Origin of the sequence: Pseudooceanicola sp. LIPI14-2-Ac024, assembly GCF_042188925.1 — a bacterium.
Taxonomy (GTDB): domain Bacteria; phylum Pseudomonadota; class Alphaproteobacteria; order Rhodobacterales; family Rhodobacteraceae; genus Pseudooceanicola.
The window spans coordinates 710384-737023 of the sequence record NZ_CP170102.1 but is presented as its reverse complement, the minus strand read 5'-3'; the positions used below and the strand labels follow the sequence as shown (position 1 = coordinate 737023).

Below are 26640 nucleotides of genomic sequence, written 5' to 3'. Positions count from 1 at the left end.
TGAGTGGCATGGACCGCGGCGCATCTCAAGGGTAGGAATTGCCGCGCCCGCGGCGTAAGAACTGCGGACCGGGCGACAAGGACAAGAGCAGGGGAACGGCAGGTGGACCTGTCCCAGACGATTTTCGAACTGATCGACATGCGGTCGTTCTCGAACCTGTGGTACTGGATCGGACTGGCCGTCATGTGGTCGACGGCCAGCCACTGGGTCCTCGGCGTGCCGTGGGACATGGTGCTGCGGGCGCGCCGCAAGGGCGGCCAGCAGGAAGATGATTTCGAAGCGCTGACACGCATTTACACCGCGCGCATGGTCTATATCGCCGATGTGTCGGGGCTGGCGCTGACGTCGATCTCGGCCTTCGTGCTGACCACGCTGGCGGTGCTGGGCTTCTGGTACGAGATGGAGTTCGCCCAGGCGGTGTTCCTGATGGCCTTTCCGATGACGCTGGTCTGGTCGCTGTCGCTGCGCACCGCGCGGCGGATCCGCGCGGCGGACGAAACCGGGCCGGACCTGCACCGCCGGATGACGCGCCACCGGGTGACGGTGCAGGTCATCGGCACCGTGTCGATCTTTGTCACCGCGATGTGGGGCATGGCGCAGAACCTGTCGATCGGCGTCCTCGGCTGATGGCCAGCCCGACGCATATCACCCTCGGCGGTGCGCCCGAGGGGTTCGACGCCGTCCTCGTCCTGCGCGAGGTCGAGGCGCGGCAGGGGCCGGTGATCCACGTCGCCCGCGACGACCGGCGGATGGCGGCGATGGCCGATGCGCTGGCGTTCTTTGCGCCGGGGCTGCCGGTGATCCGCTTTCCGGGCTGGGACTGCCTGCCCTACGACCGCGTGTCGCCCAATGCCGACATCTCGGCCACCAGGATGGCGACGCTGGCCGGACTGGTGCACGGGATGCCGGACCGGTTCGTCCTGCTGACCACGCTGAACGCGGCGACCCAGCGGGTGCCGGCGCGCGAGGTGCTGAAGGAGGCGGCCTTTACCGGCCGGGTCGGCGACCGGATCGACGAGAAGGCGCTGCGCGATTTCCTCGTGCGGATGGGGTTCAGCCAGGCGCATTCGGTGACCGAACCCGGCGATTACGCGGTGCGCGGCGGCATCATCGACATCTATCCGCCGGGCGAGGGCGGGCCGGTGCGGCTCGACATGTTCGGGGACGTGCTGGACGGGGCGCGGCGGTTCGATCCGGCGACGCAGCGGACGACCACGCGGCTGGACGTGGTCGAGCTGGCGCCGGTGTCCGAGGTGATCCTGGACGAGACGGCGATCACCCGTTTCCGGCAGAACTACCGGGCCGAGTTCGGCGCAGCGGGCACCGATGATCCGCTCTACGAGGCGATCAGCGCGGGGCGCAAGATCCAGGGCATGGAGCACTGGCTGCCCTTCTTCCATGACCGGCTCGAGACGCTCTTTGACTACCTGCCCGGCGCGAGCGTGATGCTCGACGACCAGAGCGCGGCGATCCGGGCGCATCGCTGGGACACGGTGTCGGACCAGTACGAGACGCGGCGGATTGCCCTGCAGGATCGCGGGCGGATGGATTCCGTCTACAAGCCGACGCCGCCGGGGATGCTCTACCTCGACGAGGCGGCGTGGGAACGGGCGCTTGGCGATCGGCGCGAGATCCGGATGTCGCCGCTGCCGCAGCATTCGGGCCCGGGGGTGGTGGATGCGGGCGGCCGCGTTGGACGCAATTTCTCGCCCGAGCGGCAGCTTGAGAATGTTAGTCTTTTCAGCGTTCTGGCCGACCATATTCGCGCGAAGATGGAGGTGGGGCCGGTGGTCGTCGCGTCCTACTCCGAAGGCGCGCGGGAGCGGCTGGAAGGGCTAATCGAGGACGAGGGGCTGGTCGGCGCGGTGTCGCTGCGCAACGCGGAAGGCATCGGCAAGCACGGTCTTCACCTGGCGGTTCTGCCGCTGGAGCATGGCTTTACCGGGTCCTGGGCCGGGGGCGAGATCACGGTGATCTCGGAACAGGACGTGCTTGGCGACCGGCTGATCCGGCAACCCAAGCGCAAGCGGCGGGCCGAGAATTTCCTGACCGAGACGCAGAGCCTGAGCGCGGGCGACCTGGTGGTCCATGTCGATCACGGGATCGGGCGGTACCACGGGCTCGAGGTGATCACGGCGGCGGGCGCGGCGCATGAATGCCTGCTGCTGGAGTATGCCGAGAACGCAAGGCTTTACCTGCCGGTCGAGAACATCGAACTGCTGTCGCGCTATGGCCACGAGGAAGGCCTTCTCGACAAGCTGGGCGGCGGGGCGTGGCAGGCCAAGAAAGCCCGGCTCAAGGAACGCATCCGCGAGATGGCGGACCGGTTGATCCGCGTCGCCGCCGAACGCGCGCTGCGCCATGCGCCGATGCTGGAGCCGCCGGACGGGGCCTGGGACGCGTTCCAGGCGCGGTTCCCCTACCAGGAGACGGATGACCAGCTGTCGGCCATCGCGGACGTGCTGGGCGACATGGCGTCGGGGCACCCGATGGACCGGCTGGTCTGCGGCGATGTAGGGTTCGGCAAGACCGAGGTGGCGCTGCGCGCGGCCTTTGTCGCGGCGATGTCGGGCGTGCAGGTCGCGGTGATCGCGCCGACAACCCTGCTGGCGCGGCAGCACTACCAGAGTTTCGCCGAGCGGTTCCGGGGATTTCCCATTCAGGTCAGCCCCTTGTCGCGCTTTGTGAATGCGTCGGATGCGCAACGGACACGCGCGGGCATGGCCGACGGGACGGTCGACATCGCGGTCGGGACCCATGCGCTGCTGGCGAACGGCGTGCGGTTCAAGAACCTCGGCCTGCTGATCGTGGACGAGGAACAGCGTTTCGGCGTGGCCCACAAGGAACGGCTGAAGCAGATCCGGTCGGACGTGCACGTGCTGACGCTGACCGCGACGCCGATCCCGCGGACGCTGCAACTGTCGCTGTCGGGCGTGCGCGACCTGTCGATTATCGGGACGCCGCCGATCGACCGGCTTGCGATCCGCACATACGTCAGCGAATTCGACGGCGTGACCATACGCGAGGCTTTGCTAAGGGAACATTATCGGGGCGGTCAGAGCTTCTTTGTCGTGCCGCGCGTGTCGGACCTCCCCGAGATCGAGGATTTCCTCAAGACGCAGGTGCCCGAGGTGACGGTGGTCACCGCGCATGGCCAGATGGCGGCGGGCGAGCTCGACCGCAGGATGAACGCGTTCTACGACGGGAAATTCGACGTGCTGCTGGCCACGACCATCGTGGAAAGTGGCCTCGACATCCCGAGTGCGAACACGATGATCGTGCACCGCGCCGACATGTTCGGGCTGTCGCAGCTTTACCAGATACGGGGCCGTGTGGGCCGGTCGAAGGTGCGGGCCTATGCCTACATGACGACGAAGCCGCGCGTGAAGCTGACCGACCAGGCCGAGAAGCGGCTGCGCGTGCTGGGATCGCTCGACACGCTGGGGGCCGGATTTACCCTTGCGTCGCAGGACCTTGATATCCGCGGCGCGGGCAACCTGCTGGGCGAGGAACAGTCGGGCAACATGCGCGACGTGGGTTACGAGCTTTACCAGTCGATGCTGGAAGAGGCGATTGCCAAGATCAAGGCGGGCGAGCTGGAGGGGCTTACCGAGGCCGACGACCAGTGGGCGCCGCAGATCAACCTGGGTGTGCCGGTGCTGATCCCCGAGGACTACGTGCCCGACCTCGACTTGCGGCTGGGGCTTTATCGTCGCCTGTCGGGCCTCACGACCAAGGTCGAGCTGGAAGGCTTCGCCGCCGAGCTGATCGACCGGTTCGGGAAATTGCCGAAAGAGGTCAACACTCTGCTGCTCGTCGTGCGGATCAAGGCGATGTGCAAGCGCGCCGGGATCGCCAAGCTTGACGGCGGGCCCAAGGGCGCGACGATCCAGTTCCACAACGACAAGTTCGCGAACCCGGCGGGGCTGGTGGAATTCATCAAGGATCAGAAGGGCCTGGCCAAGGTGAAGGACAACAAGATCGTGGTGCGGCGCGACTGGAAAAAAGACATCGACAAGATCAAGGGCGCCTTTGCGATTGCCCGCGACCTGGCCGAAAAGGTGCAGGACGCCAAGGCGAAGGCGGCCAAAGGGGCGTAAATCCGACGTCGGTATCACGTCGGTATTGCGTCGGTATCACGTCGGTATTTTCCGGACGGTGCGGTCAGAGTTTCTTTTCGAAGAAATGGTCGGGATAGGGATCATCGTTGAAGCGGTCGATCTCGGTCCAGCCGGTGCCGCGATACAGCGCGACCGCCTCGGGCAGGGCGGAATTGGTGTCGAGGCGCAATACCGCGATCCCCAGCTCTCGGGCGCGGTCCTCGGCGCGGGTCATCAGCCGTTTCGACAGGCCCAGGCCGCGCGCCGAGGGGGCGATCCAGAGGCGCTTGATCTCGCCCAGCGGGCCGCCCTGGCCCTTGAGGCCGACGCAGCCGATCGGCAGGCCGTCCGACATCGCCAGCAGGAAAGCGCCGCGCGGGGCGATCATGTCGCCGGCTTCCGGGTCGCGCGAGAGCGAGACATCGAAGCCGGTGTCGAACCGGCGGCCCAGCTCGGCGTAATATTCGCCAAGACAATAGCGGGCGTCGTCGGAGCGGGGATCGACCTCGTCCAAGGTGATGCGGTCGCGGCCGAGGGCGGAGGCGACGAGATCCATCGCGGCCAGCAGCGCCTCGGGGTGCGGGTGGCGGGCGAGGGCGGTTTCGGCGCGGCTGTCGGACAGCGCCTCGTATTCCCGGAACTCGGTTTCGCCTTGCGCGGTCAGGCTGGCAATCCGGGCGCGGGCGTCGTCGGGGTGCGGGGCGAGGGTTATGAGCCCTTCGTCCTCGAGCCCGCGCAGCAGGCGGCTGAGCAGGCCCGAGTCGAGCCCGAGGTAGTCGCGCAGCGCCGCCACCTCGGTCCGGCCGTGGCCGATGGCGTTCAGCACGCGGGCGGACCCCAGCGGGCGGCCCCGTCCGAGGAAGGAATGATCGAGCGCGCCGACCTCGGAGGTGACGGCGCGGCTGAAGCGGCGGTAGCGGGCGATGGGATCGGGTGTCATGATGGCTGACTTATGTCAGCTATCTGGAGGCCGTCAAGTGGATACCTGACGATGGTCAGGTAAATGCCCTGTCACGCGCAGCACGAGGATTTCATTGCCGCCTGCGCACAGAAACACGACGCCGCAACTGCGGTGTCGGCGCGGGCCAGGGCAAAGGTGAGCTTCTGGCGGAGTGCCACGACCTCGGCGGTTTCGCCGCGTGCGTCGAGGCAGTCGACGAGGCCCTTGAGCGACCAGACGTTGTCGGGATGGATGCAGGCGCGGGGCAGGCCGGGCACCAGGCCAAGGTCTTCGCGGTAGACCTGTTCGGCCTCGTCCAGCCGGCCCTGTTCGAACAGCAGCGCTCCAAGGGCATGGCGGGTCGGCTGCATCCAGCCCCAGGGTTCGTCGTAGTTCAGCCCGTCGTCGAGCGCGACGGAGCGGCGCAGCGCGGCAAAGGCCTCGTCGAACCTGCCCTCACGATAGAGGATCTCACCCCGCAGCATTTCCTTGGCGACGGCGAGGATGTCGACCACGCGGTTGGTGTGCAGGTAACGCTCTTCGCGCATCTGGGCGGCGGCCGAAAGGAAGCGCTGCTCCATCTCGAGCGCGGCGGGGACGTCGCCGGTGGCGGCATGGGCCAGCGCCTTGGCGTAGAGCGTGTTGCAGTGGAGCGTGGCATGGAGCCGCGGATCCTCGGGCAGGTCGAGAGCGAGGATGTCCTCCCATTTGCCGAAGCGGATCAGGATATGCGGTTCCATAGCCAGGTAGGCCTCGAAGAAATCCGCCATCGGCGGGCTCTCGATCAGCAGCATCTCGGGCGGGGTGGTGGCGATCAGGCGCCGGTTGGCGTCGAGCGCGGGACCGATCTGCCCGAGGAAGAGCGCGCCGTAGATGATGAAGTGGTAATTGTGCTGGCGGTAGCCGGTGTAGAAGTTCATCCCGCCGGCGCGGTCAAAGAACGTCTCGTCCGCAAGGCACGCCTTCTGGTTCCAGTAGACCGCGTCCTGGTAGGCCGCGCATTGCACGTCGATATGGGTGCCCATGTGGACGAGGTGCCCGGCGTCGGGGACGAGGTCGCGCAGGGCGTCGGCGGCCTTGAGCGCCTTTTCCGGGAATGGCGACATCTCCATCAGGTGAATGTAGAGGTGCAGGATGCCGGGATGGCGCATGGCGCGGGGGTCGTGGTCCAGCGCCTCTTCCAGCAGGGCCTGGCAGGCGAGGGTGTCGGCATCGGGCGCGGGCTGGCCGGTGTAGATGTCCCACATCTGCCAGGGGGTGCGGTTCAGCATCGCCTCGGCGGCGAAGGCGCGGACCTCCAGGCTGTCGGGATGGGCCTTTTGCGCGGCGCGCATGGCGACGGAGAAGGCGGTGTCCCAGGGGGCGTGGTCGTCGATCGGGTCGCGCTGCGGGTAGCGGGCGGGCAGGGCGCGGATCAGCGCGGCCTCTTCGGCGGTGACGGCGTCGACGCGGGCCATGGCCTCTTGCGCGGCGTCGTAGGCGGTGGCGAGCGCGGTGGCCCGGGAGGTCGGGTCCATCAGGACCCAGGGAAAGTTGTAATTCGGCCCCGCGGCATAGGCGACGCCCCAGTGGGCCATGGCGCAGTCGGGGTCACGGTCGAGCGCGGCGCGGAAGCAGACGACCGCCTCTTCGTGGTTGTAGCCGTAGGTCCAGTTCAGGCCGCGGTCGAACCAGAGCTGTGCCTCGGCCGAGGCGGTTGTGACCGGAAAGGAATGGGTCCCAAGGTCATAGTAGCTGTCCGGCATGGCGCATCCCCCGATGGCTGGTGCGGACAGTCTGACGGCTTTTGCCCCGAATGCCAGACCGAATTCCGGTCAAACGAAAAGGGAGCGCCGCAATGGACGCCCCCGAAACTCGTGACTGTACTTGACCGGATCAGTTGGTGCGCTGCTTGCGGCGGCGGGTGCCGGCGATGGCGCCGAGGCCGCCGACCAGCAGCAGGGCCGTGGCGGGCAGCGGGACCGCGGCCGTGGCGACGCCGAATTCGCCGACGGCGAAGCCGCTCGCACCGGATTCGGTGGTGATGGTGATCGAGCTGATCAGCGAACCGGCGGTGCCGAAGAAGCCGAAGCCGTTGGCGCCACCGTCCCCGAGGATCGAGGTGGTGATGCTTTCACCGCCCAGCTCGGTCACGGTGAACTCGAACGTGCTGAAGCTGTTCGACTCGGCGTAGAAGTAGAACGCCACCGTTTCGGCCGGCATGATCAGCGTCAGCGAGGAGCTGTCGTTGAAATAGACGTCGCCGGTGTAGCCGTGGCTCCAGGTGGCCCAGCTGCTGCCGATCTCGCGCAGGCTCACTGTGTTGGAAAAGCCCAGCGACCCGCCGAGCGGCGAGGCGACGTCGGTCACGTTGGTGAAGTTCGCGCGGGTGTCGTCGTCGAAGGCGGTCATGTCGTAGCCGCCCAGGCTGCTCGGCGGTGCGCCGGTGCCGAGGTCGACGCCGGTGACGGCGGCGTTGGCGGCCTGGGTGAGCGAGAAGGTGGTGAATGCGGTGACGGCAACGGCCGCCAGCGAAGTCTTAATATTCCGAAGCATGAGGTCCCCCCGAACAATGTGAAATGAACGGCCCTGAACGGACCGCTTAGTCAGATGAAGGCAGAATTGTGGCAAAAGGGGACGTCGGGTCAAGTGCCTGTGAACACTGTCGTTTCCCCGATTACAATCGGCAACGACCAATACGATTGTTTCTGAATTGCCGCGCAATCAGTGGCTGAGAAACCGGCGCACCCGCGGGGCAATCCAATTCCAGAGCGCCGGCGCGCCGCGGGCGATCTTTTGGCCCACGCGCGATTCGAACACGTCCCAGGTGACGTCGTAATCGCGCCATGACCCGCCGCCGGAGGCGAGGTTGAGGTTGGGCGGCTGGAACCGGTCGACCGACTTGGCGAAACGGGCGTCCGGGGTTTCGTTGGCCTCGAATTCCTCCCACAGGGCGCGGAACTCGGCGGCCTGGTCGGCGGGCAGAAGGCCGAAGATGCGATCGGCGGCGGCCTGTTCGCGGGCCTCGACGGCTGCGGTGTCCACCTGGCCGTAGATCGGCACGTCGCCGGCGTCGATCTCGACCAGGTCGTGCAGCAGGAGCATCTTGATCACCCGCTCGGCCGACACGTCTTCGCCATGCTCGGACAGCACGAGCGCGAAGAGGGCGAGGTGCCAGGAGTGTTCGGCCGAATTCTCGGGCCGGCTGTCGTCGGCGATCGGGGTGGCCCGCAGGATGGTCTTGAGGCGGTCGGCCTCCATCAGGAAGGCCATCTGCGCGTCGAGCCGGGAGGTGTCGGTCATTCCGCCTGCTTCTTGGCCGCGCGGTGTGCCTTGACCCGCTGGATCAGGTGCTGGCGCGCCTTGCGTTCGGCAAGGCGCACGCGCACGTCGGTCAGGAACGCCTCTTCGAGGGTCTGGGAGGCGGCGCCGATGACGCCCGCGATCTCCATGAAGAGCCGGTCATCGCCGGTCTCGTCCATCGCCTTCATCACGTCGGCGCCCAGTTCCTCGGCCAGTCGGTCCAGCGTACCCATGGGATTACCGCGTGGTTTCCGTCAGGCGCCGCTTCACGTAGTCGCTCACCGTGCCGATCATCTGGTCCATGTAGGGCTCTTCGAAGAAGTGGCCCGCGCCCTCGATTTCCTCGTGGGTGATGGTGATGCCCTTCTGTTCCTGCAGCTTGCCGACCAGCGACCGGGTGTCGGACGGCGGGGCGACCCGGTCGGACGTGCCGTTGATGATCAGGCCCGAGGACGGGCAGGGCGCGAGGAACGAGAAGTCGTACATGTTGGCCGGGGGGCTGACCGAGATGAAGCCGGTGATCTCGGGGCGGCGCATCAGCAACTGCATGCCGATCCAGGCCCCGAAGGAGAAGCCCGCGACCCAGCAATGCTTGGAGTTGTTGTTCATCGACTGCAGGTAGTCGAGCGCCGAGGCGGCATCGCTCAGCTCGCCCACGCCCTGGTCGTATTCGCCCTGGCTGCGCCCCACGCCACGGAAGTTGAACCGCAGAACGGTGAACCCCATTTTGTGGAAGGCGTAGTGGAGGTTGTAGACCACCTTGTTGTTCATCGTGCCGCCGAACTGCGGGTGCGGGTGCAGGATGATGGCGATGGGGGCGTCGCGCTCCTTTTGCGGGTGGTAACGGCCTTCCAGCCGGCCTTCGGGGCCGGGAAAAATCACCTCGGGCATTACTGGGCGCGGGCTCCTGCTGATGTGCGGGCTATTCTTGACGAAATTGCTCGCACAGATTAGAACGGTTCTAAATCCGGCACGCGTGCCGGTTAGGGTTCCCAGCGAGATAAGGCTTGGGGGTTCGAAGGTCAACAAAGTCTGGAATTGACGTCCGCTACGGGAGGGCCGGCGCATGAAGATGAGCACGAAGGGACGCTATGCGATGGTGGCGCTGGCCGACATTGCGCTGCAGCGCGACGATGGCCTGGTGACGCTGGCGGGAATCGCCAAGCGGCAGGACATCTCGCTGCCCTATCTCGAACAGCTCTTCGTCAAGCTGCGCCGCGCCGGTCTGGTCGAGTCCGTGCGCGGGCCGGGCGGCGGCTATCGCCTGTCGCGCGAGCCCGCCAAGATCACGGTGGCCGACGTGCTCGAGGCCGTGGACGAGACGGTGAACGCCCTGCACAAGGGTGCGGGCGCGTCGGGCGGCACCTCGGGCAGCCGGGCGCAGTCGGTGACCAACCGGCTGTGGGAGTCGCTGTCGGCGCAGGTCTACGTCTTCCTGCACCAGACGACGCTGGCGGACGTGGTCGGCAACAAGCTGGCGCCGTGCCCGGCGGTGCCGGGGCTCTTCGCCGTGGTCGACGAGGCCGAGGCGTGAGGGATTGCGGTGCATACCCTTCCGGCGCGGGCGCTTGTGGAGAGCGGCCCTCCGGGGGGAGTTTGTTCGGCAAGATGAAGCCGGGAGGGCGCGCCTGATGGAGCGGGTCTACCTCGACTGGAACGCGACGACGCCGCTGCGCCCCGAGGCGCGGGCGGCGATGATCGCGGCGATGGACGTGGTGGGCAACCCGTCCTCGGTCCATGCCGAGGGGCGGGCGGCCAAGGCGCTGGTCGAACGGGCGCGCGCGCAGGTGGCGGCCGCCCTTGGCGCCGAGGGGGCGGACATCGTCTTTACCTCGAGCGCGACCGAGGCGGCGGCGCTGGCGCTGGCGGACCGGGAGATGAACTGCGCCGAGGTCGAGCACGAGGCGGTGCTGGCCTGGTGCGCGAGCGACCTGGGTGTCGATGCCGACGGACGGGTGAGCGTGGCTGATCCGGCGCGGGCCGCGCTGCAGATCGCCAATTCGGAGACCGGGGTGATCCAGGACCTGCCCGAGGGGCTGGCGCTGAGCGACATCACCCAGGGCTTCGGCAAGTTGCCGATCGCCTTCAACTGGCTGGGCTGCGACATGGCGCTGATCTCGGCGCACAAGCTGGGCGGGCCGAAGGGCGTGGGCGCGCTGGTGATGAAGCGCGGCACCGACGTGGCCGCGCGGATCCGGGGCGGCGGGCAGGAAATGGGCCGCCGGTCGGGCACCGAGAACGTGATCGGCATCGCCGGGTTCGGCGCGGCGGCCGAGGCCGCGGCACGGGACCTGGCGGCGGGCGTCTGGGACGACGTGGCGGCACGGCGCGACCGGCTGGAAACGGCCATTGCGGCTGGCGCAGACGATATTATCTATGCAGGGAAATCGGGGCGCCGCCTGCCCAACACCTCCTGCATCGTGAGCCCCGGCTGGAAGGGCGAGACGCAGGTGATGCAGATGGACCTGAAGGGCTTTGCCATCAGCGCCGGCAGCGCCTGTTCCAGCGGCAAGGTGCGCGCCAGCCGGACGCTGGCCGCCATGGGATATGACGAGGGGCTGTCCGCCAGCGCGATCCGCGTGAGCCTGGGCCCCCAGACCACCGACGAGGATGTGGACCGCTTTGCCGAAAGCTGGCTGGCCGCACGCAAGAGACACCGCGCCCGCGCGGCGTGAGATCGAGAGGAAGATGATGACCGCAATGGACAAGACCGTCGAGCCTTCGGGTGTGAAGGAAGGTGTCGACCAGGACACGGTGGATGCCGTCGCCAAGGTCAGCACCTACAAGTACGGCTGGGAAACCGACGTCGAGACCGAGTACGCGCCGATGGGCCTCAACGAGGACATCGTCCGCCTGATCTCGGACAAGAACGAAGAGCCGGAGTGGATGACCGAGTGGCGTCTGCAGGCCTACGAGCGCTGGCTGACCAAGGAAGAGCCGACCTGGGCGATGGTCGATTACCCCAAGATCGACTTCCAGAAGCAGTACTACTATGCCTGCCCCAAGAGCATGACGACCAAGCCCAAGTCGCTGGACGAGGTCGATCCGGCGCTGCTGGCGACCTACGAGAAGCTGGGCATCCCGCTGAAGGAACAGATGATCCTCGCAGGCGTCGAGGGGGCCGAGGACATGGCGCCGGCCGAGAGCCGGAACGGCGACGGCAGTGCTGACCGCAAGGTCGCGGTCGATGCCGTGTTCGACAGCGTCTCGGTCGGCACCACGTTCCAGAAGGAGCTGGAGAAGGCGGGCGTGATCTTCTGCTCGATCTCGGAGGCGATCCGCAAGCATCCCGAGCTGGTGAAGAAGTACCTCGGCTCGGTCGTGCCGCAGAACGACAACTTCTATGCCACGCTGAACTCGGCGGTCTTTTCCGACGGGTCCTTCGTCTATGTTCCGCCGGGGGTCCGCTGCCCGATGGAGCTGTCGACCTATTTCCGGATCAACGCCGAGAACACCGGCCAGTTCGAGCGCACGCTGATCATCGCCGACAAGGGGTCCTACGTCAGCTACCTCGAAGGCTGCACCGCGCCGAAGCGCGACACCGCGCAGCTGCATGCGGCGGTGGTCGAGATCATCGTCGAGGAGGACGCCGAGGTGAAGTACTCGACCGTCCAGAACTGGTATCCGGGCGACGAGGAAGGCCGCGGCGGCATCTACAACTTCGTCACCAAGCGCGCGGACTGCCGCGGCGACCGGGCCAAGGTGATGTGGACGCAGGTGGAAACCGGTAGCGCCGTGACCTGGAAATACCCGTCGTGCATCCTGCGCGGCGACGACAGCCAGGGCGAATTCTATTCGATCGCCATCGCCAACAACTACCAGCAGGCCGACACCGGCACCAAGATGATCCACCTCGGCAAGAACACCAAGAGCCGGATCGTGTCGAAAGGCATCTCGGCGGGCCGGGCGCAGAACACCTATCGCGGCCTCGTCTCGATGCACCCGAAGGCGGCGAACGCGCGGAACTACACCCAGTGCGACAGCCTGCTGATCGGCGACAAGTGCGGGGCCCACACGGTTCCCTACATCGAGGTCAAGAACAACACCGCGCGCTGCGAGCACGAGGCGACGACGTCGAAGGTGGACGACGACCAGCTCTTCTACTGCCGCTCGCGCGGGATGGACGAGGAAGAGGCCGTGGCCCTGGTGGTGAACGGGTTCTGCAAGGAAGTGCTGCAGGCGCTGCCGATGGAATTCGCCATGGAGGCGCAGGCGCTGGTGGCGATCTCGCTGGAGGGGTCGGTTGGCTGATTTCCCGAGCCGGATGCCCGAAGGCGATCCCGAGCGGACCAGGCGGTTCATCGGGGTCTACTTCGTCAGCCGGATCCTGGGAGCCATACTGCTGCTCGGCATCCTGGTGGGGGCCGTCAGCGGGGCTGCGATCGGCGACTGGATCGGCGGTCGTGGCTTTCCGGGGCTGATGCTCGGGGCGCTGATTGGCGGTCTGATCACCGACCGGGCCTGTGTCTGGTTCATCAGGAAGAACGAGAGGGCGCTGGACCAGCACCACCACGACATGGAGGCCAACCGCGAGGCCGAGTACCAGCGCAAGCTGGCCGAAGCGAAGACGACCGGCGCGTTTGATCGCTGGAACGCAGACAAGGACGATCGCGGCTGACGCGGCGCGGGCCTGACACGACACCGGCGGCCCAAGGCCGCCAGACGACAACGCGGGGTCACTGACCCCACCGACACAACGCTGCATCAAGCGCGGCAGAGACGAGGACGAAAGATGCTGGAAATCAAGAACCTGCAGGTGAAGCTCGAGGAAGAGGACAAGCAGATCCTCAAGGGTGTGGACCTGAAAGTGAACGCGGGCGAAGTGCACGCCATCATGGGCCCGAACGGGTCGGGCAAGTCGACGCTGAGCTACGTGCTGTCGGGCCGCGACGGCTACGAGGTGACCGGCGGCGAGGCAACGCTGGACGGTGACGACCTGCTGGAGCTGGAGCCGGAAGAGCGCGCGGCGCTCGGCCTCTTCCTGGCGTTCCAGTACCCGGTCGAGATCCCGGGCGTGGGCAACATGACCTTCCTGCGCACCGCGCTGAACGCGCAGCGCAAGGCGAAGGGCGAAGAGGAGATGTCGGCGGCCGACTTCCTCAAGATGATCCGCGAGAAGGCGAAAGCGCTGAAGATCGACGCCGACATGCTGAAGCGTCCGGTCAACATGGGCTTCTCGGGCGGTGAGAAGAAGCGCAACGAGATCCTGCAGATGGCGGTTCTCGAGCCGAAGATGTGCATCCTGGACGAGACCGACTCGGGCCTCGACGTCGACGCGATGAAGCTGGTGGCCGAGGGCGTGAACGCGCTGCGCACCGAGGGGCGCGCGTTCCTGGTGATCACGCACTACCAGCGGCTTCTCGACCACATCAAGCCGGACGTCGTGCACATCATGTCGAACGGCCGGATCGTCAAGACCGGCGGCCCCGAGCTGGCGCTGGAAGTCGAGAACAACGGTTACGCAGAATTCCTGGAGGAGGCGTAATGGCCCTGCCGCAAGTGAAGCAGACGGCAACCGAGGAACGGCTGACCGCGATGACGCCGGTGACGGCGGCGGGCTGGACCGGCGGGGCGCGCGACGCGGCGCTGGCGCGGGTCCGCGAGATGGGCCTGCCCGGGCGTCGTGACGAGTACTGGAAATACACCCGCCCCGACACGCTGGTGCAGGGAGAGGTGATCCCGGCCGCGACCTTCGACGGCGCGGACGAGGCTCCGGCCTTCGACGGGATCGAGCGGCTGCAGATCGTCTTTGTCGACGGGGTCTTCGACGCCGAGGCCTCGGACGACCTGGCGCTGGAGGGTGTGAAGATCGAACGCCTGGCGGATGCCATGGCGCAGGACCTGCACTGGGCGCGCGACCTTTACGGCGTGCTCGAAGAGCGCGGGCAGACCCCGGTGCAGCGGCCGCTGGCGGCGCTGAACACCGCCTATGCGGCGGACGGGATCCTGATCCACGTGACTGGCAAGGCCGCAAAGCCGATCCAGTTCGTTTATCTCCACAAATCCGGGACTTCGGACGCGATGCTGCATCACTGCATCAAGCTGGATGCGGGTGCCGAGGTGACGCTGCTGGAATCCGGTCCGGCCGCCGCGCGGTTCAACGCGGTGATGGAGGTCGAGGTCGCCGACACGGCGGCGTTCCACCACATCCGGGTGCAGGGGCGCGACCACGAGCGGCGGACCAACACGCATATCTTTGCCCGCCTGGGCGAGGAGAGCACCTTTAAGAGCTTCACCATGACCGCCAACGGCGTGATGACGCGGAACGAATGCGTGCTGGAGCTGACCGGTGACGACGCGGTGGCGCATGTCGCGGGCGCAGCGCTTGGCGATGGCGATTTCCACCACGACGACACGGTGTTCATCACCCACGACGCGGTGAACTGCGAAAGCCGCCAGGTGTTCAAGAAGGTGCTGCGCAACGGCGCGACCGGCGTCTTCCAGGGCAAGATCCTGGTGAAGGAAGGCGCGCAGAAGACCGACGGCTACCAGATCAGCCAGTCGCTTCTGCTGGAGGGCGACAGCCAGTTCCTGGTGAAGCCCGAGCTCGAGATCTATGCCGATGACGTGGCCTGTTCGCACGGCTCCACCTCGGGCGCGATCGACGAGACGGCGCTGTTCTACCTGCGCTCGCGCGGGATCCCGACGGGCGAGGCGACCGACCTGCTGACGCTGGCCTTCCTGGCCGAGGCGGTCGAGGAGATCGACGACGACGACCTCAAGGAAGAGATCGTGGCGCGTCTGTCGGGCTGGCTGGAACGCCGGCGCGGCTGATGTCGGCCGTCCGCGACATCGTGGCGACCTACCGCGGCCCGCGCGCGGTGGTGGGGCGCCTGCTGGAACAGGGCCAGCGCGAGGATCGCGCGCTGGCCTTTGTCATGGCGGCCTGCGTGCTGGTCTTTGTCTCGCAATGGCCGAAGCTGGCGCGCGATGCCTACCTCAGCGGGCAGGAGCTGAACCCCCTGCTGGGCGGTTCCCTGCTGGGCTGGGTGATCATCGCGCCGCTGGCGCTCTACCTGATCGCGGGGCTGTCGCATGTGGTTGCGCGGCTATTCGGCGGAAAAGGCACGTTCTACGGCGCGCGCATCGCGCTCTTCTGGGCGCTGCTGGCAACTTCCCCGCTGTTGCTGCTACATGGCCTCGTGGCCGGGTTCGTCGGGCCGGGCGTGCAGCTGACCGTGGTCGGCACGCTCTGGTGCGCGGTGTTCCTGTGGTTCTGGATCGCCGGTCTGACGACCGCGGAACGAAGAGGTGTGGCATGACCGAGGCGCCGTTTTCGACGGATTGGCTGCGGCGCATGGTGATCGACACGGTCGTGGCCCCGCGCCGCGCCGCGGAGGAATGGCTGTCGATCCCGCTGGGCCGCGACGTGACCTGGACCTGGGTCGCGCTGCTGTCGGTCCTGAACGGCATCCTCTACAGCTTGACCCTGCCGACCGAGGCCGAGATGGGCGTGACGATGCCCGGCTTCATGCAAAGCCCGATCATCCTGGCGCTGGCGGTGGCGGGCATCCTGCTGCTGACGGCGTGGTTCTTTGCCACCGCGGGCCGGATCCTCGGCGGCGTCGGCACCTTCGACACGGTGCTGCAGGCGTCGCTCTGGCTGCAGTCGCTGCGCTTCGTGTTCCAGCTGATCGTCGTGCTGCTGAGCGCCGTGGTGCCGGGCATCGCCGGGATCCTCGCGCTGGTCGGCGGGATCTGGAGCATCTACATCCTGGTCAGCTTCCTGACCGTGGTGCATCGCTTCGACGGCCCGATCAAGGCGATCGGCGTCATGCTGATGGGCGTGATCGGCGTGGCCTTCGCGATGACCTTCCTTCTGACATTGTTCGGCCTCGCGCCGAGCGGGAGATGACCATGGACGTCCAGAGCATCCGCCGCGATTTCCCCATCCTGTCGCGCGAGGTGAACGGCAAGCCGCTGGTCTACCTCGACAACGGTGCCTCGGCCCAGAAGCCGGAGGTGGTGATCGACGCGATTTCGCAGGCTTATTCGATGGAATATGCCAACGTGCACCGCGGCCTGCATTTCCTGTCGAACCTCGCGACCGAGAAGTACGAGGCCGTGCGTGGCAAGATCGCCCGTTTCCTCGGCGCCGACGAAGACGAGATCGTGATGAACTCGGGCACGACGGCCGGCATCAACCTGGTGTCCTACGGCTGGGCCGCGCCGCGCCTGCAGGCCGGCGACGAGATCGTGCTGAGCACGATGGAGCATCACGCGAACATCGTACCCTGGCATTTCCTGCGCGAACGGCAGGGCGTCGTGCTCAGGTGGGTGGATCCCGAGCTTGACGGATCGCTCGACCCGCAGAAGGTGATCGACGCCATCGGGCCGAAGACGCGGCTGGTCGCGATCACGCAGCTGTCGAACGTTCTGGGCACGGTGGTCGATGTGAAGGCGATCTGCGCCGCCGCGCGCGAACGCGGCGTGCCGGTGCTGGTCGACGGATCGCAGGGCGCGGTGCACATGCCGGTCGACGTCAAGGAGATCGGTTGCGATTTCTACGTCATCACCGGGCACAAGCTCTACGGCCCCAGCGGGACCGGCGCGATCTACATCCGCCGCGAGCGGATGGAAGAGATGCGGCCCTTCATGGGCGGCGGTGACATGATCCGCGAGGTCAGCAAGGACGCGGTCAGCTACACCGACCCGCCGATGAAGTTCGAGGCCGGCACGCCGGGCATCGTGCAGACGATCGGGCTGGGCGCGGCGATCGACTATGTCCAGGGCATCGGGATGGACGCCATCGCGGCGCATGAAAAGACGCTGGCCGAGTATGCGAACACCCGGCTGAAGGGGCTGAACTGGCTCAACATCCAGGGCAACGCGCCGGGCAAGGCCGCGATCTTTTCCTTTACGCTGGACGGCGCGGCGCATGCGCACGACATCTCGACCATCCTCGACAAGAAGGGGGTCGCGGTCCGGGCCGGGCATCACTGCGCGCAGCCGCTGATGGAGCACCTGGGCGTGACGGCGACCTGCCGGGCGAGCTTTGGCATGTACAACACCACCGAAGAGGTGGACGTGCTGATCGACGCGCTGGAACTGGCGCACGAGCTTTTCGCCTGACATCAGGGGACTTGCCGGACGGGGGCTGCCGGCCGGATGACGGCGATCAGCCCCCGACCAGCCGCAGCGCGGCGGCCTTGGCCGTCGTGATCGGTGCCGGGCTTTGCCGGGCGCGGGACTGGGCTACTGCGCCGTCGAGCATGGCGAGGATCGGACCCGCCTGCGCGGCATCGGCGCCGCCGGCGTGCAGGGCGCGGCCGAAGGCCTCAATCGCTTCGGCATAGGCGGCGCCGAGCCGGGCGGACAGGTCGGGTTCCTGCGGCACGACCTCCTGCGCCATCACGGCCAGCAGCGCGCCCTGCGCATAGCCGGTGTCGGCCACCCATCGGGCGGTGTCGTCGAAAAGGAGCGTGATCTGCTTGCGGGCGGGGATGCGCTTGGCCGCGGCCGTGTCGAAGTGATCCACCATCTCGGCCGCGAGCCAGCTGATCGCCGCCTCGGCCAGCGCCGCCTTGCCGCCCGGGAAATGGTGGTAGAGCGATCCCTTGGGACAGCCTGCGCGGTCGAGGATCTCGGCCACGCCGACGGCGTGGTAGCCCCGGCGCTGGAACAGCTCCAGCGCCGCGCGGGTCAGGCGTTCGGGCGTCGGTCGGCGCGGGGCCGGGGCAGGGGTCGTCATCGTCTCGTCAGGTCAGGCCACTCGGGGACGAGCCTCGGGCAGAACGGCGATCGAGGCAAGCGCCGTGGCGCAGAGGCGCGGTGCCTCTCCCGGGGTTTCGACCAGGATCTCGGCCTCGACCGTGGCGAGGGTCCGGCCGGAGCGGATCGTCCGGGCCTTGGCACGCAGCGTGGTGCCCTGGGCGGGACGCAGGAAATGCACCGTGAAGTTCGAAGTGACGACATCGCGTCCCTCGTTCGCGGCACCGGCCCAGGCACAGGCCATGTCGGCCAGCGCGCCGATGCAGCCGCCGTGGACATAGCCGTGGTGCTGGCGCATGTCGTCGCGCACCTCGACCACGATCTCGACCATGCCGTTGCCGGCGGCGAGGGCGCGGGGCTGCAGCCACTTGTTGAACCCGACCGTGCCCGACGTGCTGTTCAGCCGGGCGAGCATCTCGGGGTTGGACCATTCGTACATCGTCGATTCCCGTGACTAGACCAATCGGTCTAATGCTGCGCCTGCGCGGGCCGTCCGTCAAGCCTTGCCCGAAAATGGGTCGAAAGCGACATTGCCATGTCGGGTTTGGCCTGCAGAGGTTTCAATCCCGGCGGGGTCCGGTACCCTGTGGCCAAAGCAACCGCCGAAGGAGAGCCACATGACGCCGCTGACCGAAGCCGACGAGATCTCGGACATTGCCTTTGGGTTCATGGGGTCCAAGGCGCTGTTCGCGGCGCTGCAGTTCGGGATTTTCACCGCGCTGGCCGAGGGGCCGAAAACGGCCGGGGAACTGGCGGCAGGCTCGGAGCTGCACGCCGACCGGATGGAGACGCTGCTGACCGCGCTTGCCGGGCTCGGGCTGGTGACGGTGGCGGACGGACGGTTCGAGAATTCGCCCGCCGCGCAGGCCTTCCTGGTGAAGGGGGCAAAGTACGATTTCGGCGAGTACCTGCGGCTGCAGGTCGGCCAGCAGATGTACCCGCTGCTTGACCAGATCGAGGGCGCGCTGGAGGGCAGCCTGGGCGAGGAGGCGACGAAATCCTATGCCGAATGGTTCTCGGACCCCGAGGAGGCGCGGCTTTACTCGGAAAGCCAGCACGCGGGGTCGATCGGCCCGGCGCGGCAGCTGGCCAAGGCGCTCGACATCGAGGGGCCGGCCCGGATGCTCGACGTCGGCGGCGGCACCGGGGCCTTTGCCATCACGCTCTGCAAGGCGTTTCCCGACCTGACGGCGACGGTGGTGGATTTCCCGAACGTCGCCAGGCTGGGGCGGCGTTATGTCGAGAAGGCCGGGCTGTCGGACCGCATCCGCTACGACGACAGCGACGCGCTGGAATACGGCTGGCCCGAGGGGCAGGATATCGTGTTGATGTCCTACCTCTTTTCCGGGGTGCCCGGGGACGCCCACGAGGGGCTGATCGCCGATGCGTACAAGGCGCTGAAACCGGGCGGACGTATCCTGATCCACGATTTCGTGGTGGACGAGGGGCGCGAGGGGCCGAAGCTGGCCGCGCTCTGGCAGTTGCAGCACACGGCCTTCACGCCCGAGGCGCGCAGCCTCGATGACGGCTGGCTGAAGGCGGCGCTGGAAGGCGCGGGGTTCGAGGCGGTCACCGTGCGCGGGATGATCCCCGAGATGACCATGCTGGCCGAGGGCGTGAAGCCCGCATGACGCCGCGCGGCCCGTCCGCGAATTTTCGCACCGTCACGCGCGAGGGCCATTGCGGGGCCGGACGGGATGGTCTAAGCACCACCGGCACGCACCCGTAGCTCAGCTGGATAGAGCGCTGCCCTCCGAAGGCAGAGGCCAGAGGTTCGAATCCTCTCGGGTGCGCCACTTCCCCGAATTTCCGATCAATCGAGGCCCAGGGGCCCCGCGAAGACCGCGATCACCTGGTCGACCCGTGCCGTGATGGCGGCGGTGTCGGGCGGCGGGCTGCCGGGGGTGGCGAGGGCCAGGATGTGGCGCGCGCCGAGCAGGCTGCCGGTCATCATGTCGGCCAGCGCCGGCGGGTCGTCCGCCCGGATCGCGCCATCCGCCTTCAGCCGGTCGAACCGGTCGCGGACATGGGTCATGACGCTTTCGATCTCGATCTCGCGGAAACTGGTGGCAAGGTCGGGGACCTGCGGCGCCTCGGAGATGATGAGGCGGGTCAGGGCGATCTGTTCGGGGTTGAGCAGGAAGGCCATCAGCGCGCCGAGGCTGCGGCGCAGCTCATCCCGGGGGTCGTCGCCGGGGCGGTGTCCGTAGGGCGCCAGCGGCTGGCGGTGATCGTGGGTGCCAAGCAGCGCCTCGAGCGCCGCGCGCTTGTCGGGGAAGAAGCGGTAGAGCGTCTTTTTCGACATCTGCGCCTCGGCCGCGATGCGTTCCATCGTGGCACCGGCATAGCCGTCGCGCAGGAACACGGTGCGGGCGGCCGCGATCAGGGCCCGGCGTCGGGCGCCCTCGCTCAGGGCGGGAGGACGTCCGGGGCGCGGGGCAGTTTCGGTCGGAGATGGGGCGTTTTCGGTCATGTCGGCCTGACAATGCGGCAATGCGGGTGGCGCGGCAATCGCCGCCTTGACTTTGGGAAACGAAAGTGTTTCCTAAATATGGAAACGTGCGCGTTTCGCAACCCCTTACATTCACCCCGGCCGGACGGCACCGCGACAGAGGCGGGCCCGGTCACAAGGATTTTCTGATGGAAAGACATCACAGGGTTCTCGCCACCTGTTTCGGCGCGATCTCGGCGCTCGGGCCGCTGGCGCTCGACATGTACCTGTCGGCGATGCCGACGATGGCGGCAGAGTTCGGCGCGGCGGAGGGCCGGATCGAGCAGTCGGTCATGGTCTTCTTTCTGGGCTTCTGCCTGGGGCAGCTGGTGTTCGGCCCGCTGTCGGACCGGACCGGGCGCAAGCCCGTGGTGCTGATCGGCCTGACGCTCTACCTCGTCGCGTCGGTCGGCGCGGCGTCTGCGGGCACGCTGGACCAATTCATCGCCTGGCGGGCGCTGCAGGGGATCGGCGGGTCGGTCGGGATGGTGATCGCCATGGCCTCGATCCGCGATCTCTTCACCGGGGCGATGGCGGCCAAGCTGCTGTCGATGGTGGTGATGGTGCTGGGCCTCGCGCCGGTGGTGGCGCCGATCCTGGGCAGCGCGATCCTCGCCGTCGCGCCGTGGCAGGCGATCTTTGCGCTGCAGGCGGTGATCGCGGCGCTGGTGCTGCTGGTCGTCTGGCGCGCGATGCCGGAAACCCGCAGCCCCGAGGCGCGGCAGGCCAGCCGCCCGTCCCGGGCGTTCGGCACCTACATCCGGCTGCTCTTCGATCGCAGCTTCATACCCTATGCCGGGACCATGGCGCTGAGCCAGGGCGGCTTCTTTGCCTATATCTCGGTGATCTCGGTGGTCCTGATCTCGGTCTTCGGGGTTTCGACCTTCTGGTTCTCGATCATCTTCGCGGGCAATGCGCTTGGCCTCGCGGTGACGAGCCAGGTCGCCGGGCGCCTGGTGGCCCGCGTGGGCGCCATGAGGCTGGCGCGGATGGCCTGCCTGTTCCGCGGTGGTGTCGCGGTGGTGATGATCGCGCTCGTGGTGACGGGCGGGCTGACGCTGCCGTGGTTCGTGGGCCTTTGCTTCCTGCTGGTCGCGAGCCTCGGCTGCGTGATGCCCTGCTGTTCGGTGCTGGCGCTCGAGCGACAGGGTCAGAATGCCGGCGTCGCCTCGGCCCTGATGGGTGCGCTCGGCTTCGGCTGCGGTGCGGTCGTCTCGGGCCTGGTGGCCGCGCTGTCGGACGGCACCGCGGCGCCGATCGCGATCCTGCTGTCGGCGAGCGCGCTGCTGGCGCTGGCGGTCAGCGTCTTCGGCTTTTCGAGCGAGATGGAAACCGCCGTGGCGGCGGAGTAGGGGGCGCGTAGGGCGTTCCCGAGAACGGGAAAACGAAAGGTGGTGCAATGGGTTGCGCCGCCTTTTTCATGTTTCGTGGCAGCTCGGCGGGATCACCCGAAGGTCGAGGACAGCGCCAGGAAGACCAGGACCGACAGGATCGCCGAGGCCGGGACGGTGATGACCCAGGCCGCGATGATGGTCAGGAAGTGCGACCGGCGCACCAGCTTGCGGCGCTGGCGTTCCTCGGCCGCGATGCGTTTCGCGGGCGGCTGCGCCTCGGAGATCGTGCGCGCGCGGCGGGCCATGTACCATTCGCGGAAGAACCCGACGCCGAAGACGCCGCCGACCGCGATGTGGGTCGAACTGACCGGCAGGCCCAGCCAGGACGCGGCGATCACGGTCACGGCGGCCGAGAGGGCGACGCAGTAGGCGCGCATCGGGTTGAGCTTGGTGATCTGGTTGCCGACCATGTTGATCAGCTTGGGCCCGAAGAGGATCAGGCCGGTCGAGATGCCGAGCGCGCCGATCACCATGACCCAGAGCGGGATCGACACCTCGGTTGCGACGCCGGTGGCCTGCTGGGCATAGACGATGGCGGCGAGGGGGCCGACGGCATTGGCGACGTCATTGGCGCCATGGGCAAACGAGAGCAGGGCGGCCGAGACCACCAGCGGGAGCTGGAACAGCACCTTGAGCGAGCGGTTCCGGTTCTCGAGCCCGATGGACTGCCGCCGGATCAGCGGCACCGAGCCGAGCCAAGCGATGAGGCCGACCAGGATACCGATCAGGATCGCGGTGCCCAGCGTGATCTTGTAGACATGGCTGAGGCCCTTGAGCGCGAGGTAGGCGGCAAAGGCCGCGGCCATCACGCCGATCAGGACCGGCACCCAGGTCCGGGCGGCGGCGATCTTGTCCTCGACATAGATCACCTTCCACTTGATGAAGGCCAGGACGGCGGCGGCAAAGACCCCGCCCAGCAGGGGCGAGACCACCCAGCTGAGCGCGATGCCGGACATCGTCGTCCAGTTCACCGCGCCGAAGCCCGCGGCGGCGATGCCCGCCCCCATGACGCCGCCGACAACGGCGTGGGTGGTCGAGACCGGTGCCCCGACCCAGGTCGCGATGTTGACCCAGAGCGCCGCCGACAGGAGGGCGGCCATCATGGCCCAGACGAAATCGTTGCCGGCATCCAGGCTGTGCGGGTCGATGATGCCCTTGGCGATGGTCGAGACGACGTCCCCCGGCCAGCAGGGCGCCCGCGCTTTCGAAGATCGCCGCGATGGCGATGGCACCGGCCATCGACAGGGCCTTGGCGCCGACCGCGGGGCCCATGTTGTTGGCGACGTCGTTGGCGCCGATGTTCAATGCCATGTAGGCGCCGAGCGCGGCCGCCACCACGATGAAGACCGCGCCGGGTGCGCCGCCGGTGACGATGGCCGCGGCGATGGTGACCACGGCGACGAAGGCCAGCGACACGCCGACCCCGACCAGCGGGCGGGAGGCGTACATGGTCGCGGATTCGAGTCGCGACAGGCGGTTGAGGTCCCGGTCGAGTGTGCTCCACTGCTGCGAGGCGTTCGGATCGCTCACGTGTCGTCTTCCATTCCTGATGGGCGCGGCTAGCCGCTCAGGCCGTCCTGGAGCTGGGCCGGGAAGCGCAGCAGGAGGTCCTTGAGTTCGGGTTCGTCAACCGCGGCGGCCGCGGCGGACGCCGTTTTCCACACGCGGTCGCGTTCGTCTTTTTCCGGGTAGTCGTCGTGCAGGGCCTTCACGCTGATGGCGTAGACGTTGACGACGGTCTCTACCGGAACTCCGCCGCGCAACCTCTTGTCATAGCGGTAGGTTCCGACCAGCGGCGGGGTGTGGCTACGGGTGATGACGCCCGCTTCCTCCCAGGCTTCCTCGATCGCGGTGCCGGCAGCCTCGAGGCCGGATTTCGGCCAGCCCTTGGGCAGCACCCAGCGTTTCGTCTCGCGCGAGGTGATCAGCAGGATCTCGGGCCCGCCCGCAGCCTGGCGATAGCATAGCGCGGCCACCTGGAACCGCGCGGGGCGGCGCAGGACGGGCGCGATGTAGTTTTGCCAGAGTGTGTGAAACATGGATCCGGGGCGTTGAACTAGATCGTCTTCCTATACGCGACGGGTGTGACGTTCAATGCCGCGAAGGCCGCGAGGGCGCGAGAAGTCATCCGGATGTTTTCCCGAAGGCACAGTGCGCCGCGATCTTGGCCCGCGCCCCGGTGGGCGCAGGCTGGGCGGTCGGCGGGTGCGGCGGTGCCGCGTTCAGCTGCCCCAGGTGCGAACCGGGCCGCAATCCATGTGCACGAAATCCGACCGGGTGTACCGGCCGACGCCGCCGGCGCGGCAGGCGCTGGCCGCCTTGGCCATCTGGCTGACCGAGCGCGTGGTCAGCCGGAGGTCGGCCGCCTGGCCGACGAGGTGCCGCGAATTCTTGGCCACGCCCGAAGACCGGCTGCGGAGCATGGAATTGGTTTCCGGCGAACGGTAGCCGGAAATCAGCATGTAGGGTTCGCTGCAATCCATCAGGTTGTGGGCGGCACACATGATGTCCATGGTGCGCATGTCGATGCCCTTGATCTGGTTGTTCCGCCAGTCCCGCATGAAATAGGTGACTTCCTCGACTGCATCGCGGACGTACTCGCCCTCGATCCAGTAGATCATGTCGATTTTTTCGCCTGTGCGGGCCGAATACATCTTGAGACGGCGGATGTCGCCACTACCTCTCAAGAAGCCTGCTGCTTTTGTATAGGTCGGTGCTGCTACTACCGCCGTGGCCGCGAATGCCCCAAGTAGGGCACGCCGCGACATGCTCGTCGAGCCGTGTTTCTGCATACTGCGCCTGTCCCGTCGCTTACCTGTGCGCCGCGATGTTACGCGGCCCTGCCATTTGTCATCCCCCAAGTGCGGAAAACCTCGCATATTAAGGCTAACGGTCCAAGTCGAACTTGAGGAGATTTGTCACCAACCCGTGAGGTCGGCAAATTCTTGCTGACTGCGTGTGCAAATCCGCCATCCTGTAAATCGAGTCATTGGATTACATCAGTTTACGGATCTTTTATCCGGTCGCGGTGTTGTCAGTGGACAGGCACAAGACCGCGCGGCATCGCTGGGACGAGGCCAAGCAAGACCAATCGAGGGGTGAACCATGCCGCAAGAGCGTAGCAGCCGGGTCAGAATCATGTTCGGAGCCGCCGTCGTCGCGGCTGTCCTGGGCGGCGCGCCCGTCGCGGCCACGCCGGTGACCGCGTACAAGCAGGCGGTGGCCGAATCCGTGTCGCGGTCGGACAAGCTGGCACAGTATTACCGGGCGCGCGATTTCGCCCCGATCTGGACCGGCGCGGACGAGGCGTCGCGCGACAGGCGGGCCGCGCTGCTGGCCGCCTTCGACCTGGCCGCGCCGCACGGCCTGCCCGAGGGCAAGTACGACGCCGCGGCGCTGCGTGCCCGCATGGCCGCTGCGGTCACGCCGCGCGACCGCGGGCTGCTCGAGGTCGAGCTGAGCCGCATCTTCCTCGATTTCGCGACCGACCTGCAGACCGGCATCCTGACGCCGTCGCAGGTGATCGCCGACATCCACCGCGAGGTGCCGCTGCGCGACGCGTCGGAGTACCTCGACGGGATCCAGGGCGAGAACCCCGGTGCCTTCATCCGCAAGCTGCCGCCGTCGCATCCCGAGTATGCCCGACTGCTCAAGGCCAAGCTCGACCTCGAACGCCGGCTGGGGACGGGGGGCTGGGGCCCGACGGTGCCGATGGCCAAGCTGGAACCGGGCGACGAGGGGCGCAATGTCGTGCTGCTGCGCAATCGGCTGATCGCCATGGGCTACCTGCCGCGGTCAGTGTCGACCCGCTATGACGCGCAGATGCAGGAAGCGGTGCAGGAGTTCCAGCGTGACCACGGCCTGAACGCCGACGGCGTCGCGGGCGACGGCACGCTGACCGAGGTCAACGTGGCGATGGAGGACCGGCTGAAGTCCATCGTCGTGGCGATGGAGCGGGAACGCTGGCTGAACCGGCCGCTCGGCGACCGGCATATCCTGGTGAACCTCACCGACTTCCACGCCCGGATCGTCGATTACGGTAAGGTCACGTTCAAGACCCGCTCGGTCATCGGCAAGAACGCGTCGGACCGGCGCAGCCCGGAATTCTCGGACGTGATGGAGCACATGGTCATCAACCCGACCTGGAACGTGCCCCGGTCGATCGCGACCAAGGAGTACCTGCCGCAGCTGCAGCAGAACCCCTGGTCGAACGGCCACCTGCGGATCACCGACGCGCGCGGGCAGATCGTGGACCGCGGCGCGGTGAATTTTGCCGCCTACAACGCCCGCAACTTCCCGTTCGACCTGAAACAGCCGCCGTCCGAGCGAAACGCGCTTGGCCTGGTGAAGTTCATGTTCCCGAACCAGTACAACATCTACCTGCACGACACCCCGCAAAAGAGCCTCTTTGCCCGCGAAGAGCGTGACTTCAGCCATGGCTGCATCCGGCTGGCCGATCCTTTCGACTTTGCCTATGCGCTGCTGGCGCGGCAGACCGCGGATCCCAAGGGCTACTTCCACTCGGTCCTTCAGACCGGGCGCGAGACCACCGTGCCGCTGGACGTGCCGGTGCAGGTCCACCTGATCTACCGGACCGCGGTGTCCGAGGCGAAGGGGCGGATGAACTACCGCCGCGATGTCTATGGCCGCGACGCCCAGATCTGGGATGCGCTGGAGCAGGCCGGGGTTTCGCTGCCCGCCGTTCGGGGCTAGGGTCGCGTC

General features: G+C 67.3%; 25 protein-coding genes, 1 tRNA gene and 1 pseudogene. 15 read left to right on the top strand and 12 right to left on the bottom strand.

Features of this window, described 5'->3' with window-relative positions; genetic code table 11:
- Positions 1 to 102 precede the first annotated feature (102 nt).
- Together ACE2AC_RS03610 and mfd are read left to right on the top strand one after the other, a co-directional pair.
- On the top strand, positions 103 to 627 hold the full coding sequence (locus ACE2AC_RS03610; RefSeq protein ID WP_375690759.1) for a component of SufBCD complex: 525 nt from the start codon (positions 103 to 105) through the stop codon (positions 625 to 627).
- Positions 627 to 4100 carry a transcription-repair coupling factor gene (mfd, locus tag ACE2AC_RS03605; protein WP_375690758.1) on the top strand — a complete coding sequence of 1158 codons (3474 nt, stop codon included), beginning with the start codon at positions 627 to 629 and terminating at the stop codon, positions 4098 to 4100. The genes ACE2AC_RS03610 and mfd overlap by 1 nt, the downstream gene beginning before the upstream one ends.
- 64 nt (positions 4101 to 4164) lie before the next feature.
- Here the strand turns inward: mfd and ACE2AC_RS03600 are convergent, their stop codons facing one another.
- From ACE2AC_RS03600 to ACE2AC_RS03575, 6 genes are all read right to left on the bottom strand, one after another.
- Positions 4165 to 5040: a GNAT family N-acetyltransferase gene (locus tag ACE2AC_RS03600; RefSeq protein WP_375690757.1), complete on the bottom strand. Its 876-nt coding sequence runs from the start codon at positions 5038 to 5040 to the stop codon at positions 4165 to 4167.
- A 71-nt stretch (positions 5041 to 5111) separates the two neighbouring features.
- Entirely contained in the window at positions 5112 to 6785 is a 1674-nt protein-coding gene (locus ACE2AC_RS03595) for a hypothetical protein (protein ID WP_375690756.1), read from the bottom strand.
- Positions 6786 to 6915: 130 nt separating this feature from the next.
- Positions 6916 to 7575, bottom strand: coding sequence for a VPLPA-CTERM sorting domain-containing protein (locus tag ACE2AC_RS03590; RefSeq protein WP_375690755.1), 660 nt, complete (start codon positions 7573 to 7575; stop codon positions 6916 to 6918).
- 168 nt (positions 7576 to 7743) lie between these two features.
- A complete protein-coding gene (locus ACE2AC_RS03585; protein ID WP_375690754.1) occupies positions 7744 to 8322 on the bottom strand; it encodes an HD domain-containing protein in 579 nt (192 codons plus the stop codon).
- Complete coding sequence (locus tag ACE2AC_RS03580) at positions 8319 to 8555, bottom strand: hypothetical protein (protein ID WP_375690753.1); 237 nt, start codon at positions 8553 to 8555, stop codon at positions 8319 to 8321. The genes ACE2AC_RS03585 and ACE2AC_RS03580 overlap by 4 nt, the downstream gene beginning before the upstream one ends.
- 4 nt (positions 8556 to 8559) lie before the next feature.
- Positions 8560 to 9213: an alpha/beta hydrolase gene (locus ACE2AC_RS03575; protein WP_375690752.1), complete on the bottom strand. Its 654-nt coding sequence runs from the start codon at positions 9211 to 9213 to the stop codon at positions 8560 to 8562.
- A 175-nt stretch (positions 9214 to 9388) separates the two neighbouring features.
- Here ACE2AC_RS03575 and ACE2AC_RS03570 point away from each other — a divergent pair, with 175 nt between their 5' ends.
- The 9 genes from ACE2AC_RS03570 to ACE2AC_RS03530 all read left to right on the top strand — a co-directional run bounded on the left by ACE2AC_RS03570 (position 9389) and on the right by ACE2AC_RS03530 (position 17394).
- A complete protein-coding gene (locus ACE2AC_RS03570; protein ID WP_375690751.1) occupies positions 9389 to 9856 on the top strand; it encodes an Rrf2 family transcriptional regulator in 468 nt (155 codons plus the stop codon).
- A gap of 97 nt (positions 9857 to 9953) precedes the next feature.
- The gene (locus ACE2AC_RS03565; protein WP_375690750.1) at positions 9954 to 10997 is read left to right on the top strand and encodes a cysteine desulfurase family protein; all 1044 of its coding nucleotides are present in this window, start codon (positions 9954 to 9956) and stop codon (positions 10995 to 10997) included.
- Positions 10998 to 11013: 16 nt separating this feature from the next.
- Positions 11014 to 12573: a Fe-S cluster assembly protein SufB gene (gene sufB, locus ACE2AC_RS03560; RefSeq protein ID WP_375690749.1), complete on the top strand. Its 1560-nt coding sequence runs from the start codon at positions 11014 to 11016 to the stop codon at positions 12571 to 12573.
- Positions 12566 to 12940, top strand: a complete 375-nt coding sequence (locus tag ACE2AC_RS03555) for a hypothetical protein (RefSeq protein WP_375690748.1) — start codon at positions 12566 to 12568, stop codon at positions 12938 to 12940. Before sufB ends, ACE2AC_RS03555 begins: the two co-directional genes overlap by 8 nt.
- A gap of 114 nt (positions 12941 to 13054) precedes the next feature.
- Positions 13055 to 13807: a Fe-S cluster assembly ATPase SufC gene (sufC, locus tag ACE2AC_RS03550; RefSeq protein WP_375690747.1), complete on the top strand. Its 753-nt coding sequence runs from the start codon at positions 13055 to 13057 to the stop codon at positions 13805 to 13807.
- Entirely contained in the window at positions 13807 to 15096 is a 1290-nt protein-coding gene (locus ACE2AC_RS03545) for a SufD family Fe-S cluster assembly protein (protein WP_375690746.1), read from the top strand. Before sufC ends, ACE2AC_RS03545 begins: the two co-directional genes overlap by 1 nt.
- Positions 15096 to 15584: a YIP1 family protein gene (locus ACE2AC_RS03540; protein ID WP_375690745.1), complete on the top strand. Its 489-nt coding sequence runs from the start codon at positions 15096 to 15098 to the stop codon at positions 15582 to 15584. The genes ACE2AC_RS03545 and ACE2AC_RS03540 overlap by 1 nt, the downstream gene beginning before the upstream one ends.
- The gene (locus ACE2AC_RS03535; RefSeq protein ID WP_375690744.1) at positions 15581 to 16177 is read left to right on the top strand and encodes a YIP1 family protein; all 597 of its coding nucleotides are present in this window, start codon (positions 15581 to 15583) and stop codon (positions 16175 to 16177) included. Before ACE2AC_RS03540 ends, ACE2AC_RS03535 begins: the two co-directional genes overlap by 4 nt.
- 2 nt (positions 16178 to 16179) lie before the next feature.
- On the top strand, positions 16180 to 17394 hold the full coding sequence (locus ACE2AC_RS03530; RefSeq protein ID WP_375690743.1) for a cysteine desulfurase: 1215 nt from the start codon (positions 16180 to 16182) through the stop codon (positions 17392 to 17394).
- 46 nt (positions 17395 to 17440) lie between these two features.
- On the opposite strand, the gene ACE2AC_RS03525 is transcribed toward ACE2AC_RS03530, so the two are convergent.
- Both ACE2AC_RS03525 and ACE2AC_RS03520 read right to left on the bottom strand, forming a co-directional pair.
- Positions 17441 to 18013, bottom strand: a complete 573-nt coding sequence (locus ACE2AC_RS03525) for a TetR/AcrR family transcriptional regulator (RefSeq protein ID WP_375690742.1) — start codon at positions 18011 to 18013, stop codon at positions 17441 to 17443.
- Between the two features lie 12 nt (positions 18014 to 18025).
- Positions 18026 to 18472, bottom strand: a complete 447-nt coding sequence (locus tag ACE2AC_RS03520) for a PaaI family thioesterase (RefSeq protein WP_375690741.1) — start codon at positions 18470 to 18472, stop codon at positions 18026 to 18028.
- 178 nt (positions 18473 to 18650) lie between these two features.
- Between ACE2AC_RS03520 and ACE2AC_RS03515 the strand changes: the two genes are divergently transcribed.
- Together ACE2AC_RS03515 and ACE2AC_RS03510 are read left to right on the top strand one after the other, a co-directional pair.
- Positions 18651 to 19664 (top strand): methyltransferase, encoded by a 1014-nt coding sequence (locus ACE2AC_RS03515; RefSeq protein WP_375690740.1) that lies wholly within the window; start codon positions 18651 to 18653, stop codon positions 19662 to 19664.
- 88 nt (positions 19665 to 19752) lie between these two features.
- Positions 19753 to 19829, top strand: a tRNA-Arg gene (locus tag ACE2AC_RS03510).
- A gap of 17 nt (positions 19830 to 19846) precedes the next feature.
- On the opposite strand, the gene ACE2AC_RS03505 is transcribed toward ACE2AC_RS03510, so the two are convergent.
- Positions 19847 to 20506 carry a TetR/AcrR family transcriptional regulator gene (locus ACE2AC_RS03505; RefSeq protein ID WP_375690739.1) on the bottom strand — a complete coding sequence of 220 codons (660 nt, stop codon included), beginning with the start codon at positions 20504 to 20506 and terminating at the stop codon, positions 19847 to 19849.
- Positions 20507 to 20673: 167 nt separating this feature from the next.
- Here ACE2AC_RS03505 and ACE2AC_RS03500 point away from each other — a divergent pair, with 167 nt between their 5' ends.
- Positions 20674 to 21876, top strand: coding sequence for a multidrug effflux MFS transporter (locus ACE2AC_RS03500; RefSeq protein ID WP_375690738.1), 1203 nt, complete (start codon positions 20674 to 20676; stop codon positions 21874 to 21876).
- Between the two features lie 92 nt (positions 21877 to 21968).
- On the opposite strand, the pseudogene ACE2AC_RS03495 reads toward ACE2AC_RS03500, so the two are convergent.
- The 3 genes and pseudogenes from ACE2AC_RS03495 to ACE2AC_RS03485 form a co-directional block, all read right to left on the bottom strand.
- A pseudogene (locus tag ACE2AC_RS03495) lies at positions 21969 to 23448 on the bottom strand (inorganic phosphate transporter).
- A gap of 29 nt (positions 23449 to 23477) precedes the next feature.
- Positions 23478 to 23957, bottom strand: coding sequence for an NUDIX hydrolase (locus ACE2AC_RS03490; RefSeq protein WP_375690737.1), 480 nt, complete (start codon positions 23955 to 23957; stop codon positions 23478 to 23480).
- A gap of 183 nt (positions 23958 to 24140) precedes the next feature.
- Positions 24141 to 24710, bottom strand: a complete 570-nt coding sequence (locus tag ACE2AC_RS03485) for a YcbK family protein (protein WP_375690736.1) — start codon at positions 24708 to 24710, stop codon at positions 24141 to 24143.
- Between the two features lie 346 nt (positions 24711 to 25056).
- Between ACE2AC_RS03485 and ACE2AC_RS03480 the strand changes: the two genes are divergently transcribed.
- Positions 25057 to 26631, top strand: coding sequence for a murein L,D-transpeptidase (locus ACE2AC_RS03480; protein ID WP_375690735.1), 1575 nt, complete (start codon positions 25057 to 25059; stop codon positions 26629 to 26631).
- The last annotated feature ends 9 nt before the right edge of the window (positions 26632 to 26640 follow it).

What these genes read in the sequence shown, in the direction of transcription:
- mfd (WP_375690758.1), top strand. Translation starts at nt 627, where the DNA reads ATGGCCAGCCCGACGCATATCACCCTCGGCGGTGCGCCCGAGGGGTTC.
- ACE2AC_RS03600 (WP_375690757.1), bottom strand. Translation starts at nt 5,040, where the DNA reads ATGACACCCGATCCCATCGCCCGCTACCGCCGCTTCAGCCGCGCCGTC.
- ACE2AC_RS03595 (WP_375690756.1), bottom strand. Translation starts at nt 6,785, where the DNA reads ATGCCGGACAGCTACTATGACCTTGGGACCCATTCCTTTCCGGTCACA.
- ACE2AC_RS03590 (WP_375690755.1), bottom strand. Translation starts at nt 7,575, where the DNA reads ATGCTTCGGAATATTAAGACTTCGCTGGCGGCCGTTGCCGTCACCGCA.
- ACE2AC_RS03585 (WP_375690754.1), bottom strand. Translation starts at nt 8,322, where the DNA reads ATGACCGACACCTCCCGGCTCGACGCGCAGATGGCCTTCCTGATGGAG.
- ACE2AC_RS03580 (WP_375690753.1), bottom strand. Translation starts at nt 8,555, where the DNA reads ATGGGTACGCTGGACCGACTGGCCGAGGAACTGGGCGCCGACGTGATG.
- ACE2AC_RS03575 (WP_375690752.1), bottom strand. Translation starts at nt 9,213, where the DNA reads ATGCCCGAGGTGATTTTTCCCGGCCCCGAAGGCCGGCTGGAAGGCCGT.
- ACE2AC_RS03570 (WP_375690751.1), top strand. Translation starts at nt 9,389, where the DNA reads ATGAAGATGAGCACGAAGGGACGCTATGCGATGGTGGCGCTGGCCGAC.
- ACE2AC_RS03565 (WP_375690750.1), top strand. Translation starts at nt 9,954, where the DNA reads ATGGAGCGGGTCTACCTCGACTGGAACGCGACGACGCCGCTGCGCCCC.
- sufB (WP_375690749.1), top strand. Translation starts at nt 11,014, where the DNA reads ATGACCGCAATGGACAAGACCGTCGAGCCTTCGGGTGTGAAGGAAGGT.
- sufC (WP_375690747.1), top strand. Translation starts at nt 13,055, where the DNA reads ATGCTGGAAATCAAGAACCTGCAGGTGAAGCTCGAGGAAGAGGACAAG.
- ACE2AC_RS03545 (WP_375690746.1), top strand. Translation starts at nt 13,807, where the DNA reads ATGGCCCTGCCGCAAGTGAAGCAGACGGCAACCGAGGAACGGCTGACC.
- ACE2AC_RS03540 (WP_375690745.1), top strand. Translation starts at nt 15,096, where the DNA reads ATGTCGGCCGTCCGCGACATCGTGGCGACCTACCGCGGCCCGCGCGCG.
- ACE2AC_RS03535 (WP_375690744.1), top strand. Translation starts at nt 15,581, where the DNA reads ATGACCGAGGCGCCGTTTTCGACGGATTGGCTGCGGCGCATGGTGATC.
- ACE2AC_RS03530 (WP_375690743.1), top strand. Translation starts at nt 16,180, where the DNA reads ATGGACGTCCAGAGCATCCGCCGCGATTTCCCCATCCTGTCGCGCGAG.
- ACE2AC_RS03525 (WP_375690742.1), bottom strand. Translation starts at nt 18,013, where the DNA reads ATGACGACCCCTGCCCCGGCCCCGCGCCGACCGACGCCCGAACGCCTG.
- ACE2AC_RS03520 (WP_375690741.1), bottom strand. Translation starts at nt 18,472, where the DNA reads ATGTACGAATGGTCCAACCCCGAGATGCTCGCCCGGCTGAACAGCACG.
- ACE2AC_RS03515 (WP_375690740.1), top strand. Translation starts at nt 18,651, where the DNA reads ATGACGCCGCTGACCGAAGCCGACGAGATCTCGGACATTGCCTTTGGG.
- ACE2AC_RS03505 (WP_375690739.1), bottom strand. Translation starts at nt 20,506, where the DNA reads ATGACCGAAAACGCCCCATCTCCGACCGAAACTGCCCCGCGCCCCGGA.
- ACE2AC_RS03500 (WP_375690738.1), top strand. Translation starts at nt 20,674, where the DNA reads ATGGAAAGACATCACAGGGTTCTCGCCACCTGTTTCGGCGCGATCTCG.
- ACE2AC_RS03490 (WP_375690737.1), bottom strand. Translation starts at nt 23,957, where the DNA reads ATGTTTCACACACTCTGGCAAAACTACATCGCGCCCGTCCTGCGCCGC.
- ACE2AC_RS03485 (WP_375690736.1), bottom strand. Translation starts at nt 24,710, where the DNA reads ATGCAGAAACACGGCTCGACGAGCATGTCGCGGCGTGCCCTACTTGGG.
- ACE2AC_RS03480 (WP_375690735.1), top strand. Translation starts at nt 25,057, where the DNA reads ATGTTCGGAGCCGCCGTCGTCGCGGCTGTCCTGGGCGGCGCGCCCGTC.